This is a genomic window from Gemmatimonadota bacterium, assembly GCA_016714015.1.
Classification (GTDB): domain Bacteria; phylum Gemmatimonadota; class Gemmatimonadetes; order Gemmatimonadales; family Gemmatimonadaceae; genus Pseudogemmatithrix.
The window spans coordinates 99,860-117,189 of record JADJNZ010000011.1 but is presented as its reverse complement, the minus strand read 5'-3'; the positions used below and the strand labels follow the sequence as shown (position 1 = coordinate 117,189).

The window sequence follows — 17,330 nt, the reverse complement described above, 5'->3', positions numbered from 1 at the left end:
TCAACGCGTACGCTCCTGAGAGTTCATGACGGGGTCAGCGCGCCGCCTCGGCGCGCAGGCGTTCGCAGAGCGCCGCGACGTCGGCGAGCTCGAACGGCTTCTCCAGTACGGGGGTCGCGAGCCCGGCGAGGAAGCGTGACGCCGCCTCGCTCGTGACATCCCCCGTGGTCATCACCAGCCGCGGCAGCAACGTGGGCTGCAACGCCTGGACCGCTTCATACACCGTCGGCCCGTCCACCTCCGGCATCCGGAGGTCGCAGAGCACGACCGTGTAGTGCCGCGCGGCCCCGGGCGCCGTGAGGAGGTCGATCGCCTCGTTGCCGTCGGCCGCCTCCTCGACGCGCCAGCCCTGCCGCGTGAAGTATCGACGCAGGGCGCGCCGGATCGGTTCCTCATCGTCCACGATCAACAGGACCGGGTCGCGCACGGGCGTCGCCCCGCTCCGCCGCACCGCGGCGACGCCGAGCGGTGGCGTGGGGGCGATGGGCAGCCTGCGACTCACCGGCAGCCGGATGGTGAAGCGCGCCCCGCGGTCGGTGTTGGCCGCCTCGAGCGTGCCGCCGAACTCGCGCACGATACCGAGCGAGACGGGGAGCCCGAGTCCCGTGCCCTCGCCCGTGGGCTTGGTGGTGAAGAAGGGCTCGAAGATGCGCGGGAGGACGTCGTCGGGGATGCCGGGGCCGTCGTCGGTGACCGTGATGACGTAGGTGTCGCCCTCGCGCCCGGCCTCGAGCGCGACCAGTCCGTTCCGGGCCGCCGCGTGCGCGGCGTTGGTGATGAGGTTGGTGACGACCTGCTCGAAGCCGGTGCGGTCGAGCTCGAGCGCGACCTCGCCATCACGCACGTCGACGGTGAGCTCGACCCCGCGCCCGATCGCCGGGCGGAGCGCACGCGCGACGGCATCGAGGAGCGGGCCGGGCGACTGCGGCGTCAGCGGACGATGGCTCCCCTTCCGCGCGAAGGTGAGGAGGTCGCGTACGATGACCCGCGAGCGGAGCGCCTGCGCGCGGATCACCTCGAGCGCGCCGCGCCGATCGTCGTCCTCCTCGGTCTGCAGCAGGTCCTCGGTGAAGTTGAGCATCGCCGCGAGCGGGTTGTTCAACTCGTGCGCGACGCCGCTGACAAGGTTGGCGAGCGCCTCGGCGCGCTCGGCCTCGGCGACGCGGGCGCGGAGCGCGGCGGCCTCGCGCGCGGCGTGGATGCGGCGCGTCACGTCGGCCGCGACCCCCGCGATGCCGGTCACCCGCCCCTCGGCGTCGCGCATGGGCGAGAGATTCACGCGCAGGTGATGCGGCTCAGGCCGGCCGGGGAGCGTCACCTCCCACTCGTAGGTCACGTCCTGCCCGCGGAACGCCTGGCGCAGGGCGGACATGTGCGGCTCGCCGCCGGTCGCGGGCGAGACCTCCTCTGGCGTGCGGCCGAGCCAGGTGCGCGGCTCGAGCCCCGCATTGCGGATCCAGCGACCGAAGAGCCCGGCCACCCGGAAATCGGGATCGACGACGAAGAAGGCACGGTCGAACGCCGACACGAGACTGCGGAACCGCTGGTCGCTCTCCCGGAGGGCCTGCACGCGAAGGATCTCGTCCGAGACGTCCCGCGCGAACACGAGCATCGCGGTGCCGGGGCCGTGCGGGATGGCGGCCGTCCGGGCGGAGAGCCAGCGCAGCTGCCCGTCCTTTCGGCGATAGCGCACGGTGGCGGAGATCTGCTCGCCCTCGGCGGTGCGGTCTCGGGCCGAGCGGAGCTGCACGAGATCGGCGGGGGAGAAGACCGCGGTGAGCGGCGCGGCGCGGAGCTCCTCGAGGGTGTAGCCGGAGAGACGGAGGGCCGCGGGGTTCGCCTGGAGGAAGCGCCCGTCGTGGTCGACCGTCACGATGATGTCCGGCGCCTCGCGCACGAGGGTCGCCGCGACCGCCGGGTCCTGCAGCGCGTCCCACATGCGTCCAATGTAGTCGGCCGGGCCGCCCCGGTGTTCGTTCGGGGCTGCGGCGCCGTGCTCATGGGGGGACCGCCTCGTCCGATACTCATCGATGAGGAGTCCCTCAGACCGTGCCGCCATCCGTGATGACCGAACCCATCCCCGAACCGAAGACCGACCCCTCCAATCGGCGGCAACACTACCGCGTGGAGTATCCGGTGCATGACCGGCCCGCGTTCACCTCGGGCAAGCTGCGCGGCGCGGTCACCGACTGCTCCGAGACCGGCGTGCGGGTGGAACTGCCGACCGGCCTCCCGGTGGACGCGACCGTCCTGATGGGGGACCGGATGGCGGGCGTGGTCCGGTTCGCGCGCGGCGAGACGGCGGAGGTGGAAGGGATCGTCGTGCGCTACGACGGGACGACGCTGGCGCTGCGACTCGATGCGGCCAAGCTGCCGTTCGGGCGGATCATCCGCGAGCAGTGGTGGCTGCGCAAGCGCTATCCGTGGCGGGAGCAGAAGTGACGGCGGCGCTCGCGGCCCCCGACCAGGCGCGGACCGCCGCGATGGATGCCCCGACCGGGCTCTTCCTGCTCGATGCCACCGGTCGTGCGACCTACGTGAACCCGCGGCTCGCCGAGCTGCTCGGGGTCCCGGCGGAGGATCTCCTCGACACCGCGCTCGTCAGCCGGCTGCTCGGCGAGGCACGGGTGGGGGATGCGATCGCCATCGCCGACGCATTCGGACTCGCCGAGGACGGCGAGAGCCTGCATCACGTGGCAACGGGCGCGCCAGGCGTTGAATGGTTGCGCGTGACCGCGGTCGCGCGCGCCGAAGGCGCCGGCACGGTGGGCGTGGTGGAGGATGTCACGCGCACGCGACGCACGGATGCGGCGCGCGCGCGCGCCCGGCGCCTCGAGTGCCTCGGCGTGCTCGCCGGCGGAATCGCGCACGACTTCAACAACCTGCTCGTCGGGATCGTCGGGAACGCCACGCTCGCGGAGCTCGACATCGCGCCGGACGGCGACGCGGCCTCGGCGTTGGCCGACCTGCGACTCGCCGCCGAACGGGCGACCGAACTCACGGGGCAACTGCTGTTCTTCGCCGGTCGGGGCGCCGCGCCGGCGCAGCCGGTGGACGCGTTGCGGGCGCTCGAGGAGGCGGTGGCCGCGCTCGACACGGCATCGCGGGCCCGGCTGGCGCGCGAGGTCACCGAGCTGCCGCGCGTGCTCGCCGACGCGAAGCGCTTGCGGGAGCTGCTACTGGCCCTGCTCACGAACGCGATCGAGGCGTCGGAAGCGACGAGCGATCGCGTGCAGGTCCGTGCGGAGGTGACGACCGTCGACGAGACCCGCCGCCGTTCGCTCACGATCGACGGCGGGCTGGGGACGGGGCGCTGCGTGTCGGTCGAGATCACCGACCGCGGCGTGGGGATGACGGCCGAGGCGCTCGACCGCGCGTTCGAGCCCTGGGTGACGACCAAGTCGAAACGGCGCGGCCTCGGCCTCGCGATGAGCGTGGGCACCCTGCGCGCGTATCGCGGCGCGCTCGAGGCGACGAGCGCGCCGGGGGTGGGCACGACGATGCGCGTGCTGCTCCCGATCGATCCCGCGACGGCCGCCCTTCCGGCAGCCGCCCAGACGGCGGCGGCGCCGGCGCCGGCCGCGGTGCTCGTGGTGGACGACGAACCCGCCGTACGCGACGTGACGCGCCGCCTGCTCGCGCGACAGGGGTTCGAGGTGCTCGACGCGGCGAGCGGCGAGGAGGGCGTGCAGAAGCTCGTCGCCGCGTCGGATCGGGTGGGGTGCGTACTCCTCGACCTGACGATGCCCGGGATGGACGGGATCGAGACGTTGCGGCGGATGCGCGCGGCGGTGCCGGCCGTGAAGGTGGTCATGACCTCCGGCCACACCGAACGCGAACTGCGGGACCGCCTCGACGGGTACGGCGTGTCGGGCTACCTCGAGAAGCCGTTCGACTTCAACGCCCTGCTCCGCGCGGCCCGCGCGGCGATGGCGAGCTAGTCGCCCGGCCCGGGGCGGTCCCGGTCATCCGGCGCCAAGTCGGGCCGATACTCAGGACATGACGCCCCCCGCGCACCCGAAGGCCGCCGCACCCGACGTGCGGCCGCCGCGCCTCCCGGTCTACGTGATCCCCGCCCTGATCGTGCTCGCGCTCGGCGCGAGCGCGGCGGGGCTCGTCTCGTACGCCCGCGACGAGGAGCGCGAGGTGGTGGTGCACCTCAAGGACGGCGTGCAGCGCGCCTCGCTCGCGGTGTCGCAGTGGGAGGCGGACGAGCTCCTCCGCGCCAAGCAGTGGGCCGACGATCCCGCGCTCGCGTCCGCTTCGGGCACGATCCCGGCGGCGCTCGGCGCGCTCGCGAAGAACGCGGCGAGCACGGACGGCATCCGCGCCATCGCGCTCTTCTCGCCCCAGGGGGCCATCCTCGCCTCGACGTCACCGCAGCTGCTCACCGACCCGATGCTCGGCCAACGCGTGGCGGCGATCCAGCGGGCGCGGACCGGGACCGCGTCGGTCGCCGGTCCCCTGTGGCCTACCGCCTCGCGCGGCGGGCAGAACGCCGGGATGTGGCTCCTCGTCTCCGCGGCGCCGGTGCGCGGCCCGACGGGCGAGACGGTGGCGGTCCTCGCGTTCTTCTACGATGCCGACGCCCCACTGCGGCGCGTCCGGTTCGCGCGCGGCCCTGGGGCCGCGGCCGATCCCTACCTCATCGATGATGACGGGATGATCCTCTCCGCGACCGGGAGCGCCGACGGACCGGCAGCCCGCACCGCCGCGATCGCTGGCGCGACCGCGCCCGAGGGGATCACCCGACGGCCGTACGTCGGCCCGGGCGGACGCGCGGTGATGGGCGCCTGGGCGCCCGCCTCGCCGCTCGCCGCGCGCGTGGTGTTCGAAGTGGAGGCGCACGCCGCAAGCCGGATCCTTGGCCTGCCGCTCGGCTTCCTCCTCGCCGGCCTGCTCGGTCTCGCCGCGGCGATGGTCGTGGTGCAGCAGCGGGGCATCGCGCGCCTGCGGCGCGAGAGCCGCGCCCGACGCGAGGAATTGCTCGTGGTGGTGGAGTCGGCGCCGAACGCGGTCCTGGTGACCGATGCGCGCGGCACGATCACGCGCGCCAACAAGCGCGCGGTCGCGTTGCTCGCCGCATCGCCCGAGCAGCTCGTGGGGACCTCGATCGACCGCTGGCTCCGTAACGCGAAGTCGTTCCATCCCGACCGGATCGCCGAGTGGCTCGATGGCAGCGGTCGCGAGGCGCACGCCCGCCGCGCCGATGGCGACGAGCAGCCGGTGGAGGTGCGGGTGGGGACGGGACACTCGCTCGACGCGCGGATCCACATCGTCGTGCTCATGGACCGGACCGCCCAGCATGGCGCGGACAAGGCGCTGAAGGACGCGAAGACCGAGACGGCCCGCTCGCGCGAGGCGCAGCAGCAGCTGCTCACGGTGATGCACCAGGGCATCCGCACGCCGATGAGCCGCGTGATGGGGATGGCGCACATGCTCAAGGACACCTCCCTTTCGCCGGTGCAGCAGGGGTACGTCGAGTCGATGATGCGGTCCTCGCAGACGATGATGACGTTCGTGACCGACGTGCTCGACCTCGCGAAGATCGAGTCGGGGGCCCTGCAGCTGGTGGAGGCGCCGTTCGACGTGCGCGCGGCGGTCACGGAGGTCGCGGGCCTGAGCGCACCGCAGGCGGACGCCAACGGGACCGCGCTCTCCACGCGCATCCACGAGCGCACGCCCGCCTGGGTGATCGGCGACGCGAGCCGTTTCCGGCAGGTGCTGATCAACCTCCTGGGGAACGCGATCAAGTTCACGCCGGGCGGCCGCGTCGAGATCCGCCTCGAAGGGGAGCGCGACGACGCCGACGTGACGCTCCGCGTGGAAGTGCGCGACAATGGCCCCGGGATGGACGCCGAGACGCAGCGGCGCCTGCTCGCGAAGGACCACACGACGGTGAGCAAGCTCGCGGGCGGCGGTCTGGGGATCAGCATGGCGAAGCACCTCGCCGAGCTGATGCGCGGCAAACTCGAGGTGAAGAGCCTCCAGGGCGAGGGCACGACCTTCAAGTTCACCGTCAAGCTCAAGGTGGCGGACGTCGCCGAGGCGCCCGATGCGGCGCATGTGTCGACGCTGGCCGGGCAACGCGCCCTCGTCGTCGACAGCTCGGCCGCCGACGCGCAGGTGACGCGGGAGGTGCTGCGCGGCTTCGGCATGCGCGTGGAGACCACGACCACGCCGGAGGAGGCGATCGGCCACCTCAAGCGTGCCGCGGCGGACGGCGACCCGGTGGAGGTGGCGCTGATCGACCGGCAGACGGTGGGCGAGCATGGCGACGCCTTCGCTCGTCGGCTCCGCGCCGACCCGGCGATCGCCGGCGTGGGCCTCCTCATCGCCAACAGCGGCCTGGCCGCGGGCGAGGCCGACCGCCTCGGCGCGGCGGGATGCGACGCGGTGCTCGCCAAGCCGTTCGGCGCGCAGTCGCTCTCGCGCACGCTGGCGGCGGTGGTGCAGAAGCCGAAGCCCGAGCGCGGCAAGGGCCCGATCATCCGCGGCGAGACGCTGTCGGTGACGCATCAGCACCGGCCGGCCGGCGAGAAGGTCGATGGGCACATCCCGATCGTCGAGGAGTCGTCGGCGCGCCGGCACCAGGCGCCGGCGCCCGTCATCGACAACCGGATCCGGGTGCTCCTGGCCGAGGACAACCGGGTGAACCAGATCGTCGCGACCAATCTGCTGCAGCGCCTCGGCTGCCGAGTGGAGGTCGTGGGGGACGGGGCCGAAGCGGTCCGGCAGGCGAGCCGGCACGAGTTCGACATCATCTTCATGGACATCCAGATGCCGCAGCTCGACGGGCTCCACGCCACGCAGATGATCCGGTCGCTCCCGGCGCCGCACGGCACGCCGCACATCGTGGCGCTCGGGACGTCCGCGTCGCCGGACGAGCGGGACAAGTACCTCGCGGCGGGGATGAACGACGTGGTGATCAAGCCGATCACCCCCGAGGCGATCCAGGGCGCGCTGGAGCGCCGGCCGGCGGGGATGGAGCGGATCGCGGTCTGAGGACGGACCCTCGCCCGCCGCGACGGGGCGACTCGCGGTAGCGCAATCCGGCGCGCGAGGGCAAGTTCGAGGGGCATGGACGACCTCTCGCGGACCGCGGAGTACGGGCGCTTCTACGACCTGCCGTTCATCGGCATGGCCGTGGCCTCGACGTCCACCCGCCGCTGGTTGCGCGTCAATGACGCGCTCTGCGACCTGCTCGGCTACACGCGGGAGGAGTTGCTCGCGCGCACCTTCACCGAGCTGACGCACCCGGACGATGTCGCCGCCGACTTGGCGGCATTCGACGAGGTCGCGCGCGGCCTGCGGGATGGCTACCGGAAGGACAAGCGCTTCATCGCGAAGGACGGGCGCGTGATCCACGCGATGCTCGACCTCGTGGCCGAGCGGCGACCCGACGGCACGATCGACCGGTGCTACGCGACGATCGCGGACGTGACCCGGCGCACGGTGATGGAGGAACGCCTGCGCGCCGGCTCGGCGCTGCTCACGAACCTCGCGCGCCAGGTGCCCGGCGTGATCTACCAGTACCTGCTGCGTCCCGACGGCAGCAGCTGCTTCCCGTTCGCGAGCGAGGCGATCGCGGAGATCTACGAGGTCACGCCCGCGGAGGTGCGGGAGGATGCGACGCAGGTCTTCACGCGGCTGCATCCCGACGACCTCGCGGAGGTCGCGGCGACCATCCAGGAGTCGGCGCGCGCGTTGTCGCCCTGGAACCACCGATATCGCGTGCAACTCCCCGAGCGCGGCGAGCGCTGGCTCGATGGTCGCGCGCGCCCGGAGCGTCTCGCCGACGGGAGCACGCTCTGGCACGGGTTCATCACCGACGTGACGGAGCAGCAGCGAGCGCAGCAGCGGCTCATCGAGAGCGAGGAGCGTTTCCGCGTGCAGATCGAGACGGCGCCGGAGGCGATCGTGGTCTTCGATGTCGATTCCGGGCACTTCACGGATGCGAACCGCCACGCCCTCACGCTCTTCGGGCTCGACACCACGGCGATCCTCGCGAGCTCCCCGCTCGACGTGAGCCCGCGGCTCCAGCCGGGCGGTGCCCGGTCCGACGAGCTCGCCGGTCGGCACATCGCCGCGGCGCTCGAGGGGGAGACGCCGGTGTTCGAGTGGGTGCACCGCGCGACCGACGGTCGCGAGATCCCCACCGAGGTACGCCTGGTCCGCCTCCCCTCCGCGTCGCATCGCCTGGTCCGCGGGAGCATCACCGACATCAGCGAGCGCAAGCGCGCGCAGGCGGAGCTGCTGCGGCTGAACGCCGCGATCGCGTCCTCGCTCAACGGCATCGCCATCTCCGAGCTCGACGGACGGCTCACGTACGTGAACCAGGCCCTCCTGACGATGTGGGGGTACCGGCACGCCTCCGAGGTGCTCGGCCGCTTCGCGCGTGAGTTCTGGGCCTCGGGGGCGCAGGCGGACGCGGTCCACGCCCGACTGCTGGCGACCGGCGGCGACAGCGGCGAGATGACGGCACCCCGGGTCGGCGGGAGCATCGGGACCTTCCAGTACAGCGCCAACGTGTTCCACGACGCGGACGGGACGCCGGCGGGCCTGCTCGCCTCCTTCGTGGACGTCACGGAGGCCAAGCGGATGCAGTCCCAGCTGCTCCAGTCGCAGAAGATCCAGACCGTGGGGCGGCTGGCCGGCGGCGTCGCCCACGACTTCAACAACCTGCTCACGGTCATGAAGGGCTACCTCGACCTGGTCCGCCTCGAGCTGGGGGCCGGGCACGCGGTCTACCCCGACCTCGCCGAGGTGGACCGGGCCATCGAGTCGGCCACCGGCCTCACGCAGCAACTGCTGGCCTTCTCGCGCAAGCAGATCATCCACCCGCGCGTGCTCGACCTCAACGAGTCGGTCACGCGCATGCACGCGATGCTCTCCCGGCTCCTCGGCGAGGACATCGAGCTCCGGCTGACCACCGCGCCGGACCTCGGCCTGGTGCGGTTCGACCCCACGCAGGCCGAGCAGATCCTCGTGAACCTCGCGGTCAACGCGCGGGATGCGATGCCGAACGGCGGCGTCCTGACCATCGAGACGTCGAACGTCATCCTCGACACGCGGTATCGCGAGCGGCACCCCGAGACGGACCCGGGGGAGCACATCCTCCTTGCGGTGTCGGATACGGGGAGCGGGATGACGGAGGAGGTGCGCTCGCACCTGTTCGAGCCCTTCTTCACCACCAAGGAGCCGGGGCGCGGGACGGGGCTCGGCCTGCCGATGGTCTTCGGCGCCGTCTCGCAGAACAAGGGCCGCATCGAGGTCTACTCGGAGCTCGACCACGGCACGACCTTCAAGATCTACCTGCCACGCGTGAACGCGGACGAGTCGCCGCGCATCTCCCCGTCGACGGGGACGCTGCCGCACGGGACCGAGACGATCGCGGTGGTGGAGGACGAGGATGCGATCCGAGCGCTCGCGGTCCGGGTGCTCTCGGGCCTCGGCTACGAGGTGCTCGCCTATCGCACCGGGGCCGCGGCGCTCAAGGCGCTCGAGCCGATGACCGAGCGGATCGACCTCGTGCTCACCGACGTCGTGATGCCGGAGATGAAGGGGCGCGAGCTCGCCGACCGCCTGCGCGCGATCCGCCCCGACCTCCGGATCCTCTTCGCCTCGGGCTACACCGAGGACGTGATCAGCAAGCACGGCGTGCTCCACGCCGATGCCGATTTCCTGCCCAAGCCCTACTCGCCGGCTATCCTCGCGCGGCGCGTGCGCGCCGCGCTGGACCGCCCGGCGTCGACCTGACCTGTTCCCGCTCCGTCACGCGCCGTGAGCGGCGCGGAGACGGAGGGGATCAGAACCCGCCGAGGACGTCATCCGTCTCGTCGGCCTCGAACGGGATCGCGCGGGCGGCTGCCGTGGCCGACGGGGCAGGACGTGACGCGCGCTTGGCCGGTGCCGAGACGGACCGCGGGAGCGGGCGCGCAGGCGTGGCGGACCGGGCGGCGCCGCGGGGGCGCGCGTTCGCCGGACGCCCGGCCGCGGTCGAGACGCGGAAGTTCTGCGCGAGCACCTGCATCTCGCTCGCCTGCGCCGACAACTCGGCGCTCGCCCCGGCGAACTCCTCGGCGTTGGCCGCGGTGCGCTGCGTCAGCGTGCCGATCTGCGACATCGCCGAGGTGATCTCGGCGAGGTCCTGCGTCTGCTCGACGGTCTTCTGCGCGATGTTCGCCATCATGCCGCTGGCGGCCTCGACACCCTCGCGGATCTCGCCGAGACGGCGCGAGACTCCCTGGTTGAGCGTGACGCCCTGCTCCGCCTTCTGCACCGACTCCTCGATGAGCGTGGCGGTGTTGCGCGCGGCATCGGCGGCGCGGATGGCGAGGGAACGGACCTCGTCGGCGACGACGGCGAACCCGCGGCCGGCGTCACCGGCGCGCGCCGCTTCCACGGCGGCATTGAGCGCGAGCAGGTTCGTCTGGAAGGCGATCTCGTCGATCGACTTGACGATGCGCGCGGTGTCGTCGGCGGACTTCTTGATCTCGGCGACCGCGGCGGCGAGGGCCTGCATGCGCTGCACGCCCTCCTCGGTCACCGTGCGCACACGCTCCATCGTCGCACGGCCCTCGTTGGCGTCCTGCGCGTTGGCCTTGATGCGCTCGTCGACGGCCTGCAGGCGGTGCGTGACCTGGTCGAGTGCGCCGGCCTGGTCGGAGGACGAGCTGGCGAGTTCCGAGCTGCCGGCACCGATCTCGGCCCCGGCCGCGTTGACCTGCGTGATCGTCGCGGACAGCGAGGCGAACGCGCCCTCGATGTGATCGAGCGCCGTGTTGAGCGCCTGCGTCACCGCCGCATGCTCGCCCTGGTATTCGCCCTCGACGCGGACCGTGAGGTCGCGCTCGGCGACGCGCTCGAGGACCTCGCGCGCGGCCCGCACCGGCTCCACCACGGCGTCGAGCATGGCATTGGTCCCGCTGATCAGCTCGCGATACGCTCCTTCGAAGCGAGCGGCATCGCCGCGCACCTGGAGCTTGCCGGCGCGGCCGGCCGCGATGAGTTGCTGCGCCTCACCGATGATCGCGCGCAGCGTGTCGGCGGCACGGTTCATGTTGCGGCTGAGGACATCCTCGGGCGAGCGCGGCGCGACACGCGCCTCGAGGTCGCCGGCGGCGAGGCGATCCGCGGCGTGCGCGATCCCGCCGACGTACTCGATCATGCCCCGGAACGCGTCGGCCAGCTGCCCGATCTCGTCATTGGCGCGGACGGTGACCTGCTGCTCGATGCGGCCCGCGGCGATCTCGCCCGCCACCGTCGAGAGCTCGCGCATGGCGCTCGTGATGCTGCGGACGGTGCCGATGGCGAGCACCGCCAGCGCGACGAACGCGATGACCAGCACGATGGTCGCGGCCCAGAGGGCGCTCGACTGCGCGGCGCGGGCGCTCGCGAACGCCGCGGCGATCCGCTCCTGCTCCATCTGCGTCCGGTCCTTGAGGCGCGTCTTCATCTCGGCCGCGCCGGCGCGCATCGCCTGCATCGCTTCCATGGAGATGTCGCCGCCGATCATCGCGATGGTGGTGCGCTTGGCGAGCGTCGTGTACGAGCGCCACGGGGTCGCGATGGAGTCGAGCGCGGGGGCGGCATTCACCGGCAGGCGCCGGAGCGAGTCGATGCCGGCATCGAAGGTCGAGACGAGGGTGTCCGCCGCCGTGACCGCGGCCACGTCGCTCGCCCCCACCGCGTCCTGGAGGGCGCGCTGGTACGCGTCCAGCACGACCTCGAGCCGCTGGCTGTGCGCCAGCGACGGGGAGTAGCTCGTCTCGACGAGCCGTTGCTGCTGCTGCGCGTGGCGCCCGTAGCCGATGGTGACGGCGAGGGTGACCACGAAGCCAAGTGCCGCGACGCCGGGGAGGGCGAGGATGCGCGTGCGCAGGGCGAGGGAGTTGAACATGGGGGATCGAGGCGATGAGAGGGCACGAGACGTGACCCATCCCGGTCTGGACCTGCGGCCCGGACCGAGGGCGTCACACTGTCACTCTGTGGTATCGGCGCGGGGCGCATCGACTTGAGCCCCGTGACCGGCCCGTTGCCTCAGCCGTTCGCGCCCACCGTCACGCGCTCGAACCAGTCGCGCGTGGTGTGCAGCCACGTGCGCAGGCGTTCCCCCTCCTGCTGCAGGAGCTGCACCGCCTCGGCCCGCTCGGCGGCGTCCTGATCGAGGCCGAACAGCCGCTTCACCCGCTCGGCCGCCCGCGCGTACGGCATGGCACCGAGCATCCGGGCCGCGCCCTCGATGCGATGCGCCGTTCCCACCACCTTCACGCGGTCGTCCGCCTCGACCGCGGTGCACAGCGCCGCCAGGTCCTCCGCGTCGGCCTCGAGGAACTCCCCGAGCGCGGCACGCAACACCTCGGGATCGTCGCCCAGGCTCTCCTTGAGGGCCTTGTGGCTGAGGGGCGCGGGCAGCGTCACCGGCATCGCACTCGACGGGACCGGCTTCTGATCCACCCCCACCGGACGCGAGGAGGGCGGGAGCCAGAAGCGGAGCGTCGCATCGAGTTCCTTCAGCAGCGCCGGCTTCGCGAGGAAGTCATCCATGCCGGCTTCCACGCAGACGACCCGCTGCTCGTCGAACGCGTTGCCGCTCAGGGCGATGATCGGCGTGCGCCCGAGCGACGGGTCACGGTTCTCCTCGGCGCGGATGCGGCGTGCGAGCGTCAGGCCGTCCATCTCCGGCATGTGCAGATCGGTCAGCACGAGGCCGTACCGGCCGGTGCGCCACGCGGTGAGCCCGCTGTGCCCGTTGTTGTGCAGCTCGGCGGTGTAGCCGAGCACACGCAGCTGCTTCTCGATCACGCGCTGCGCGATGGGGTGGTCCTCGCAGACGAGGATCAGACGCCGCTCGGCGACCGCCTCGTCCACGGTAGAGGTCTCCGGCGTGGTGATCGAGCGATGCTCGGTGGTCTGTGTCGGGAGGTCCGGCTCGTCCCGGCCACAGGCGATGGCCACGGCGCGAAGGAAGGTGCTGCGCCGCGCGTGCGGCGCGAGCGTCACGCCGCCGTCGCCGCGCACCTCGGGCCGCAAGCTCGCGCCCTCGAAGAGTCGGACGACCTGCGTGCGACCGGTCGCACCCGGGGCGAGCCGCGCCCGGAGCGCATGCTGCACCTCGCGCGGCACATCGGGCCCGGTGACGACCACGTCCGCCGTGGTCCCCTCGGGCACCACGCCCACCTGCTCGGGCGAGACGACGAGCACCTGCGCCCCGCGCGCCTCGAGCAACGTGGCGAGGAAGCGCGAGTCGACCTCGGTGTCGTGGAGGATCGAGACGCGGAGTCCGGCGAGCGAGATCCGTGCCTCGGAGGTCTCCTCGTGCAGACGCTCGAACGGGACGCGCACCTGCACCGACGTGCCGACGCCGGGGAGACTGCGCAACTCGACCGTGCCTTCCATGAGGTCGACGATGCGCCGCACCAGGGCGAGCCCGAGCCCCGTGCCGCCGACCTGCGTGGTGATCTCGTGCTCGCCGCGCTCGAATGGTGCGAAGAGGCGCGGTTGCACCTCATACGGGATGCCGGCCCCGGTGTCCGTGACCTCGAAGCGCAGCACCCGCTCGGCGTCGGTCACCGACTCCTGCGTCACGGCCAGTCGCACGCTCCCGCGCGCCGTGAACTTCACCGCGTTCGAGAGGAGGTTGCCCAGCACCTGGCGGAGGCGCACGGCATCGCCCATCACGAGTTCGCCGATCCGCGGATCGACGGTCGCACGGAGGCGCACCCCCTTCTCCTCGGCGGCGGCGGCGTACAGGCCGGCGGTGCCCTCGATCACGTCATCGATCGAGATCGGACGCTTCTCGACGGTCATCTTCCCCGCCTCGATGCGCGAGAAGTCGAGGACATCGTCGAGGATGCGCCGGAGCGCGCGCGCCGAGTCGGCGATGGTGCCGAGCTGGCTGCGCTGGTCGGCGTCGAGCACGGTGCGCGAGAGGACCTCGATCATCCCGCTGATGCCGGTCATCGGCGTGCGGATCTCGTGCGACATCGTCGCGAGGAAGACCGACTTGGCGCGCGTCGCCATCTCGGCCTCCTCCTTCGCGCGGCGGAGCTCGCCGGCCTCCTTCCGTTGCTGCGTGACGTCGGTGATGTGCACCGTGAAGGCGGCGATGCAGCCCGCGACCCGATGCGAGACCGCCTCCTCGCGGAGCCAGCGCATCCCCTTCCCCGGGTGCATCACGCGGTACTCGACCGCATAGCCGGTCTCCGTCACCACCGCCTGCTGCCGGGCGCGCCGCACGGCGTCCACATCCTCCGCGAGCTGCACCTGCTCGAAGGCGTGCAGTCCGCCATACAGGTCTGAAGCGCCGACGCCGGCGATCTCGGGCAGGCGGTTGCCGACGAACGCGACCTCCTGGCGACCGTCCGCGGTGATGCGCCACTGGATCACCGCCCCGGGCACGCCGTCGGCGAGCTCGATGAGGCGCCGATGCGCATCGGCGAGCAGCTCGGTGTGCTCTCGGCTCTCGGTGACGTCGCGCCAGGAGCCGACGAGCTCGACACCCGTCGTCAGGCGGCTGGCGCGCGCCTCCACGCGCACCCACCGTTCCTCGTCGCGTCGCCGCACACGGAACTCCTGCTGCCAGGGCGCGCACTCGATACAGGCGCGCTCGCAGGCGGCGCGCACCGCGGCGACCTCCTCGGGGAAGACGGTCTCGTGCACGTTCTCCCAGTCGGCGGAGATCGCCACCGCTGGCACGCCGAGCACGGCGGCCGCGCCGCGACTGACGAAGTCGACGCGCATCCGACCCGAGTCCTCGCGCGTCACCTTGAACACGGCGAGCCCCGGGACGCCGTCGGTGATGTCACGCACGAGCGATTCGGCGGCGGAGATGTCGCGCACCGCCTGCTCGGCGGGCGCGATCACGCGGCGCCGCACGAGCCAGAGGAGGATGCCGAGCGCGAGGGCGACGGCGACGACGAGCAGCAGCTCGGCGGCCGCGCGGCGCAGCGTGGCGAGCACCACGGCGGTCGCCGGGACCGCGATGACCGTGCTGAAGCGCGTGCCCTCGACCGGCAGCCGGAGCGCGAACCAGGTCCCCACGAGCTCGAAGCGCTCATCGAGCGACGGAATCGCCTGCACCACCTCCACCGGCAGGTCGGCGAGCGTCGTTTCGACGACCCGTCCGGACTGCGAGGCCGTCCCGACGACCACTCCGGTGGGGTCGACGAGCGACGCGAGCAGCGGGATCGGCGAGTTCATCGCCGCGAGCTTGCGCAGATAGGCCCGCAGGGGAACGGTGACGATCACCGATGCCCGCGAGCCGGTGCCGCCGAGCCAGGCGGATTGATCGACGCGGAGCACCGCAGTGCCGGTCGCCGGGTCGCGTGCGAGCCACGCTTCGCCGGGACGTTCGGCCGCGTCGGCCGGCACGTCGAGGACCTCAACGCGGAACCACTCGGTCAGTCGCGCGTCGCGCTGCCGCAACCGGATCTGCTCGGCGTTCACGTAGGGCACGCGCGAGACGACGCGGGCATCGGGGACCACGAGATAGACCGCCTCGACCTCTGGCTCCGCCTCGAGCGCGAGCCGCTGCGCGGAGAGCGACCCGACGAGGTTCGTGATGGCATCGGGCTGGCGCGAGGTCCCCTCGATGGCGGAGAGGGCGAGCACGCCGCCCACCGCGAGGCGCGTGGTGACATCGGACGCGACGATCTCCGTCGCATCCGGCCCTGCCTGCCGTTCGGCCCGCAGGTCGCTGCGCGCGGCCGCCGCCGCGCCTCCGCGCGACTGCACGAGCGCCGCGATGCGACGCGCCAGCTCGGACTGCCGCATGGCGAGCGCCGACGCGCTCTGCGCGCGCGTCGCGCGCGCCGTCTCCTCGAGGTTCCCGAGGAACGACACCTGCTCGCGCCAGCCGAGCGCGAGCGCGAGGAGCACCAGGCTGAGCGCGCCGCCGGCGACGAGGCGGCGGACCAGGCGGTCGCGGCCCACCACACCCTGCGCGGCGGCCTGACTCAGCTCCTGCAGCATCAGCCCTCCGCCGGTCCGCGGAGCTGGGCCCATATCAGCAGGTCGTCACCGCTCATCGGCTTCGCGATGACGTAGCCCTGCGCATACGGGCATTCGAGCGCCTCGAGGAGCACGAGGTCCTCCTGCGTCTCCACGCCCTCGGCGACCGCTTCGAGCGAGAGGCCCGAGGCCAGTTCGAGGAGCGAGCCGAGCACGGCGGTGGCCTTGGGATCCTTCGACGCCCCGTGCACGAACCGCCGGTCGACCTTGACCTCGGTCACCGGCATCGTCTTCAGCATCTCCATGGAAGCGTAGCCGGTGCCGTAGTCATCGAGCGACAGCCCGAACCCGGCCATCCGGAGGCGCGCGAGCGTCTCGATGGCGAGCGCGCGCTCGCGGCTCACCGTCGTCTCGGTGACCTCGACGACGAGCGCGGCCGGCTCGACGCCGATCGACCGGACGAGCTTGGTGAGGCGGTCGGCGAGGCTGGGGTCCGCGAGGGCACCGCCCGGGAGGTTGACCGAGACCGTGATCGACAGGCCGACCTTCTCCCACTTCCGCACCCAGGTGAGCGCCTGCGTGAGCATGCTCTGACTCAGCGCATCCATGAGGGGCGTGGTCTCGATCACCGGGATGAACGCCCCCGGCCCGATCATCCCGCGGGTGGGGTGCATCCAGCGGGCGAGCGCCTCGACCCCGGCCAGTCGCCCGGTGGCGACCTCGACCTTGGGCTGGAACCAGGGGATGATCTCCCCACGGCTGATGGCCTCGCCGATCTGTTCCGGCGAGTAGCTGTCCGCGGGGAGGTGCGCACGACCGCCGGAGCGGGCCTTCGCCGCCTCGTGGGTCCGGACCTCATTGAGGAAGCCACGGAGCGCCTCGAGCGAGACCGGCTTCGGGATCGCCCCGAGGACCTGCAAGCCATACATCTTGGCCATCTCGTCCACCGATCGCAGGACGGACGGGTCGTGAGCGCTGGTGAGGACGACACGGGGGGTGACCGCGTCCTGCGACAGCATGCGCAGGAACGTGACACCGTCCATTCCTGGCGTCTCCAGGTCGGCGATGACCAGGTCAGGGGTCGCCCGACGGACGGCCTCGAGGGCTTCGTCGCCGGTCGACGCTTCCACCACCGCGACATGCCCCAACCCGAGCAGCAGCCGGCCCAGCATGCGGCGCTGGAACGGATGATCCTCGAGGATGAGCACGGTGAGGTGCTTGATCTCGCCCTCAGCGTCGCCGCCGGACGTCCGCGACGAGACCGGTCGACCCCGCTCTGCGGCGCGCGACACATCACGCCCTGGGACTGGCGAGTGGAGATCGGGACTGATGGTGATACCGCCTCCCGGACGGTGGAAGCCTACTCTCTCCTCCGA

Annotated in this window: 8 protein-coding genes; 4 read left to right on the top strand and 4 right to left on the bottom strand. The window is 72.3% G+C overall.

Annotated features, from left to right (window positions below; genetic code table 11):
• Nucleotides 1-34: 34 nt before the first annotated feature.
• Nucleotides 35-1,939: a PAS domain-containing protein gene (locus tag IPJ78_18805; GenBank protein MBK7908586.1), complete on the bottom strand. Its 1,905-nt coding sequence runs from the start codon at nucleotides 1,937-1,939 to the stop codon at nucleotides 35-37.
• 125 nt (nucleotides 1,940-2,064) lie between these two features.
• On the opposite strand from IPJ78_18805, the gene IPJ78_18800 reads away from it, so the two are divergent.
• The 4 genes from IPJ78_18800 (at nucleotide 2,065) to IPJ78_18785 (ending at nucleotide 9,759) form a co-directional block, all read left to right on the top strand.
• Nucleotides 2,065-2,442 carry a PilZ domain-containing protein gene (locus IPJ78_18800; GenBank protein ID MBK7908585.1) on the top strand — a complete coding sequence of 126 codons (378 nt, stop codon included), beginning with the start codon at nucleotides 2,065-2,067 and terminating at the stop codon, nucleotides 2,440-2,442.
• Entirely contained in the window at nucleotides 2,439-3,941 is a 1,503-nt protein-coding gene (locus tag IPJ78_18795) for a response regulator (GenBank protein ID MBK7908584.1), read from the top strand. The genes IPJ78_18800 and IPJ78_18795 overlap by 4 nt, the downstream gene beginning before the upstream one ends.
• 58 nt (nucleotides 3,942-3,999) lie before the next feature.
• Nucleotides 4,000-7,005 carry a response regulator gene (locus IPJ78_18790; protein MBK7908583.1) on the top strand — a complete coding sequence of 1,002 codons (3,006 nt, stop codon included), beginning with the start codon at nucleotides 4,000-4,002 and terminating at the stop codon, nucleotides 7,003-7,005.
• A 75-nt stretch (nucleotides 7,006-7,080) separates the two neighbouring features.
• Entirely contained in the window at nucleotides 7,081-9,759 is a 2,679-nt protein-coding gene (locus tag IPJ78_18785; GenBank protein ID MBK7908582.1) for a PAS domain S-box protein, read from the top strand.
• A gap of 49 nt (nucleotides 9,760-9,808) precedes the next feature.
• On the opposite strand, the gene IPJ78_18780 is transcribed toward IPJ78_18785, so the two are convergent.
• The 3 genes from IPJ78_18780 to IPJ78_18770 form a co-directional block, all read right to left on the bottom strand.
• Nucleotides 9,809-11,902 (bottom strand): HAMP domain-containing protein, encoded by a 2,094-nt coding sequence (locus IPJ78_18780; protein ID MBK7908581.1) that lies wholly within the window; start codon nucleotides 11,900-11,902, stop codon nucleotides 9,809-9,811.
• A gap of 140 nt (nucleotides 11,903-12,042) precedes the next feature.
• Complete coding sequence (locus tag IPJ78_18775; GenBank protein MBK7908580.1) at nucleotides 12,043-15,975, bottom strand: response regulator; 3,933 nt, start codon at nucleotides 15,973-15,975, stop codon at nucleotides 12,043-12,045.
• Nucleotides 15,975-17,246, bottom strand: a complete 1,272-nt coding sequence (locus tag IPJ78_18770) for an EAL domain-containing response regulator (GenBank protein ID MBK7908579.1) — start codon at nucleotides 17,244-17,246, stop codon at nucleotides 15,975-15,977. Before IPJ78_18770 ends, IPJ78_18775 begins: the two co-directional genes overlap by 1 nt.
• Between the last annotated feature and the right edge of the window lie 84 nt (nucleotides 17,247-17,330).

Coding starts and splice junctions, on each gene's coding strand:
- IPJ78_18805 (MBK7908586.1), bottom strand. CDS start 1,939: ATGTGGGACGCGCTGCAGGACCCGGCGGTCGCGGCGACCCTCGTGCGC.
- IPJ78_18800 (MBK7908585.1), top strand. CDS start 2,065: ATGACCGAACCCATCCCCGAACCGAAGACCGACCCCTCCAATCGGCGG.
- IPJ78_18790 (MBK7908583.1), top strand. CDS start 4,000: ATGACGCCCCCCGCGCACCCGAAGGCCGCCGCACCCGACGTGCGGCCG.
- IPJ78_18785 (MBK7908582.1), top strand. CDS start 7,081: ATGGACGACCTCTCGCGGACCGCGGAGTACGGGCGCTTCTACGACCTG.
- IPJ78_18780 (MBK7908581.1), bottom strand. CDS start 11,902: ATGTTCAACTCCCTCGCCCTGCGCACGCGCATCCTCGCCCTCCCCGGC.
- IPJ78_18775 (MBK7908580.1), bottom strand. CDS start 15,975: ATGCTGCAGGAGCTGAGTCAGGCCGCCGCGCAGGGTGTGGTGGGCCGC.